The 4,460-nt window shown below is 49.2% G+C and carries 5 protein-coding genes; all 5 read right to left on the bottom strand.

Annotated features, from left to right (window positions below; translation table 11 throughout):
- Positions 1-218: 218 nt before the first annotated feature.
- Positions 219-989, bottom strand: coding sequence for a tetratricopeptide repeat protein (locus EJP87_RS12800; RefSeq protein WP_130472264.1), 771 nt, complete (start codon positions 987-989; stop codon positions 219-221).
- 11 nt (positions 990-1,000) lie between these two features.
- A complete protein-coding gene (locus EJP87_RS17920) occupies positions 1,001-1,156 on the bottom strand; it encodes a hypothetical protein (RefSeq protein ID WP_193771368.1) in 156 nt (51 codons plus the stop codon).
- A 413-nt stretch (positions 1,157-1,569) separates the two neighbouring features.
- Positions 1,570-2,283, bottom strand: a complete 714-nt coding sequence (locus EJP87_RS12795; protein WP_193771367.1) for an RloB domain-containing protein — start codon at positions 2,281-2,283, stop codon at positions 1,570-1,572.
- A complete protein-coding gene (locus EJP87_RS12790; RefSeq protein WP_130472262.1) occupies positions 2,283-3,557 on the bottom strand; it encodes an AAA family ATPase in 1,275 nt (424 codons plus the stop codon). Before EJP87_RS12790 ends, EJP87_RS12795 begins: the two co-directional genes overlap by 1 nt.
- 9 nt (positions 3,558-3,566) lie before the next feature.
- Positions 3,567-4,460, bottom strand: an 894-nt coding sequence (locus tag EJP87_RS17915) for a hypothetical protein (RefSeq protein ID WP_193771366.1), incomplete at its 5' end; no start/stop codon positions are given.

Raw genomic sequence — 4,460 nt, 5'->3', positions numbered from 1 at the left:
ATCTTCTCTTCATTGGCAGCATTGCAAACACAAAATCCTGAACATCTTCTCTTCATTGGCAGCATTGCAAACACAAAAACTTGAATAGCCTCTCTTCAAGCCTGAAGCAAAATAATCCCCTTTTGGAGTAGGCTTTGTATATTGCGGGCAGTAGCGATCCGCGGCCGACACAGTGCAATGAGGAGTTTCATTGCACTGTGTCTCTATTTATCTGCAGATCAGGGAACGCTTTTGCTGTTGGTGGAGTAGGTAAATTTGATTACCTCAGCCAAGCGTGGTGGTGGGGCATTGGTGTGCAGAATGCGTGACAGTTTGCCATTCAAATCTTCCAAAACCTCTTCACTTTCATCCACGATCATATCGGCAGCAATCCACTGTGGCTCTTCGAGGGGCACACCCCGGTAGTGAATGCTTTGTACTTTTAATGATTCACGCGCCAAAATGGCGGTAGCAAGTTTTTGCAGACGTTCCACATGATCATCGGAAATGCCATAGCGTTCCAGCAGAGCGGCACTTTTGGCAATGGCATCCATCTCTTCAAAGGGACGATCGGGGCTGAGTTGGCTCCAGTGTTGCATCCAGCGCACTCCCTCCTGGATTCGACCTGTAGCCAGTGAGGTAATGATCAATTCGGCCAGTGTTTCCAAATCTTCCCCATGTCGAGCCAGAATAGCTTCATACTGTTCACGGGCTTCAGTGAAGAAGCGTAATCTGACCAGGCAGATTCCATAGCCGCGTTGGATATCGGCATCATAACTGCTGTGCAACAGGGCGTTGCGGAAGCAGGAGTGCATTGCTACTACATCCTGGCGCAGAGTGGCGACCAGGCCGAGCAGATAATAGGCACGTGCTGGGGAGGTGCGGCAAAAGCCACGGATGATTTTTTCCTGGCGTCGCAACTCAAACTCCCAGCGTTCCCAGCCAGCAGATGATGCCCAGATACTTTGCAGACTTTGCAAGGCTTCATCCAAAACATGTTCATCGCGCATGGTCAGCTCCATCATTGCCACATAATTTCTATAAATAAAAACTCCCTGTTCAACTTATCGGTATAGAGGCTCCGTTTCTTGAGAAAAAAGTGCAAGCCGCTCCATTTTTTTTGTGACTCCTGCCACGATGCCAGCAAATTGCCATCCATTTGCTTGTCATCGCTCAATGTACACACCTCGGTGGAACCCAGTCTGGTTTTGGGTGTTGATCTGTTAGCCGATTGCATGCCAATGGTTACAGTCAGATAGATGAACATTCTGGCAAAACAGCTCAGGTGGAGTTTGTGTCGGATAGAAGAAGATGCGATAAGCTGAAGGGGCGTTGGGAAATACAATGAGCTGAAGGGGCGTTGGGAGATACGATAAACTGAAGGTGTGTTGGGAGATACGATAAACTGAAGGTGTGTTGGGAGATAGAACGGGCTGAAGCTGCTCTGTTACAAAAACAGCATTTGCCACGAATGGGCTGCATGGATCACAATTTTTATATGATTATTGAATATTTGAACAAGGTAATAAGATGCGATAACCACTTATCCGCAACCACAAGCAGCAACCCCTCGCCAGATGTTGACCAGCTTCAACCCTGCAGACGATTCCGTTTGTCACGCAATTTATGCAGAAAATCAACCAATTCCTGCAGATTGGTCCAGGTAGGAATGGTGTTGTCTCGATTGTGCAGTTGCGACAAGGCGCGTGCCTGAGCGAGGGCATAAGAGATTTTACTACTGATTAAAGAAAAGAGGCTATCCTTGTGCTGCAGTATAGCCGCTACATCCATGGGTAGCGGTTGTTCGAGCCAGTTGGCCAACTGTGCCGCATCCAACCAAATAGCAGGTGTCAGTTCCTGGAAATGCAACAACCACCACAGATGAAAGGAGGGAGCTACAGTCACAAGATGCACAGGCAGATCTGCTGAAGCAAACTGTTTGGATAACTGTTGCCACAATTGTCGACTGCCACACTCCACCACAGCAAACAGACGGCGGCATCCCTTTTTCTGACCCAAACGTAAACCCTCTTCCACAACTGTCTGCGGATTATGCGAGGGACAGGTTATGAAGGTGACATCCTGTTCCAAATGCCAACCATGCAGCAAACACTGCAAATATCCACTGGCTGCCTGATCACTGGCAATCAATAATGGTGGAGAATGACGAGGACGAGAGGGTTTACGACGCTCCAATGAAGTAGCGGAACGCTCGCAACCGTTACCAGCGCTGGCACCTCCAGATAAACCAGCAGTGGTCAGATCTCTCCTGTTTGTTCGGAGTAATTGCCTTTCTACTGCCATTACCCCCATCCTTTAAATTTTTTCAGAGCGGGTACGGCACCAAATTGTCCTTCCAAATAGCGTCTTTGCAAGGGTTCGCCCCGTTCGATGTCAAAATCGGAAATAGGATAGAGTTCACTACAGCGGTCTGCACTTTTTTCCACCATCCAGAATTGGTCACGACGAAGATAGGAGTTGTCCAACAAGGCGGTGTCATGGGTGGTACTGACCAGTTGTGCATTACCTTTATTGATGGCTGAATCGTGAAACATGCCGAATAAAAACCGCACCAAATGATGGTGCAGACTGGTATCCATCTCATCCATGAACAATACACGCCCCTCTTTCAAAATATTGATCCAGGGCCATGCGATGGCAAACAATTTTTGTGTTCCCCGCGATTCCGATTCCCAAGGCAAACGCACAGTAATTCCCGTATCGGAGGCGGAACGTTCTAAAGTGACATCCATCACCTCTTGTCCCGACATTTCCAACTGCAAGGCGCTGCGAATCCCCTCCGGGAGATCTTCCATACTCAACTCGCCGATCTTTTTCATTTCCACATGGATACCTTCAATATCCATATCGGCCTGGTTGAGAAATTTTAATACCTGCAAACGTCCCTCCGGGCTTTGGCAGAGAGAAGCAGAGAGCTCACGGCCAATTTCAGAATGGGGTCGAAAAACACGTAATTTTTTATCAAACCAATCAAAAATAGGACGTAACGGAATACAGTTTAATTGAATGGCTGTGGACAAATATAAAGCATTGGCGCGTGTTGCATCCCGCCATACCTCACGATTGCCCGGTAAAAATTTTTTATTCAGATTCCAGCTCTCTTGACCGCTCTCCGGATCATAATACCGCTCAAACCAGCGTTGTGGCCGACCGTGGGGATAGGCCAACAGCCATTCATGATGTACCCGTTCCCGGGTGACCGAAAAACCATACTGATAGCGTACACCCTCTTCGATAAAAATCATCTCAAAGGTACTCGGGGTACTTACCTTGTGACTGTTCAGTAAAAAAGGTCTTATTTCAATGGGTTGTCCTGCCTGCCCTTTGGCAGAATTCAACACAAAATCCCACATGAACAACGCACCGCGCACAATATTGCTTTTGCCGGCAGCATTCGGTCCATATACCACTGCCGATTTTAATAAACGGGGCAAACGAGCCAATTCGCTGGAAAATGTATTGTCTGGCAACTCCCGATAAAGACCACTGGCCGCCAAGCTCAGAGTCTGTCGTTCGCAGAAAGAGAGATAATTTCCTATGCTGAATTCGATGAGCATGGAGCCTCCTTAGAGTTGGGCTTTTTGCTGAGTGGCGGGAGCACCGACGGTACTGAAATCCACCTGGAATCGACTCGCATCACCCGGTGGATTCACAAAAATAGCCTGAAATGGCAGCCGGTGGCTAGCCCAACTTGTCTCAGTAGAGGTGCGTTCCTGGCCTTGCAAACGGATCATCGCTTGAATGGCTTGTTCACCACTTCCGTCCAAAACACGCTTATCCACCACACGGCCAGGCACCACCTGTACCGTCGCCAAGACTTTATTTTTCCCATCCAACAAAGAGATTCGTACCCAGGGAGGTGCCGAACTGCCATGATTGGTGACTTCGCCCTGCACCAGCAACAACTGTCCCACACTATGGTTGCGCCAAGAACTCTCCAAAGCGGTCAAACGGTAAGGACTGCGCCAATTAAACAGAGTATATTCCCACCAATCAGTGCGCAAAAGCAATCCCACTGCCAATAGCAGAAGAACGCCTGCCGCCATCCATAATGTTCCCGTAGGACTGCTTGCCAAACCTGCTCGAGCACTCCTTTTTCTCTTTTGGGGCGGTATTTCTGGCTCCCGCTCTTCCGCTAAACCACGTGCTCCCTTGGCCAGCAAGGCAGCTCCTGCCGCCGCTGCCACCACTGCCTCGCCAGGCAGCTCATCAAATTGGGGCTCCATCTTGTTTGTTTCTATCGGGGCGATAATCTCTTCCTCTTGCCAAGGATCATCTTCCGACAACAGCTCATGCTCATCGCCATGCGCTCCACGAGCAGCCGCAACCAGCGCATCCTCATCCTCATCCCGGATGGTAGACTCCTGCTCATAGGTGGGCAAGGTCAGGAGTGTGGAGGGCTCTTCATCCTCATGGTCGGTTATCTCTTCAGCATCCTCTGCATCTGTCAACGCTGGGTC

Origin of the sequence: Candidatus Magnetaquicoccus inordinatus, from assembly GCF_004217665.1 — a bacterium.
Taxonomy (GTDB): domain Bacteria; phylum Pseudomonadota; class Magnetococcia; order Magnetococcales; family Magnetaquicoccaceae; genus Magnetaquicoccus; species Magnetaquicoccus inordinatus.
Note: the sequence above shows the minus strand (reverse complement) of the source record. Positions and strands in the feature narration are given on the sequence as shown.

What these genes read in the sequence shown, in the direction of transcription:
- EJP87_RS12800 (WP_130472264.1), bottom strand. Translation starts at nt 989, where the DNA reads ATGCGCGATGAACATGTTTTGGATGAAGCCTTGCAAAGTCTGCAAAGT.
- EJP87_RS12795 (WP_193771367.1), bottom strand. Translation starts at nt 2,283, where the DNA reads ATGGCAGTAGAAAGGCAATTACTCCGAACAAACAGGAGAGATCTGACC.
- EJP87_RS12790 (WP_130472262.1), bottom strand. Translation starts at nt 3,557, where the DNA reads ATGCTCATCGAATTCAGCATAGGAAATTATCTCTCTTTCTGCGAACGA.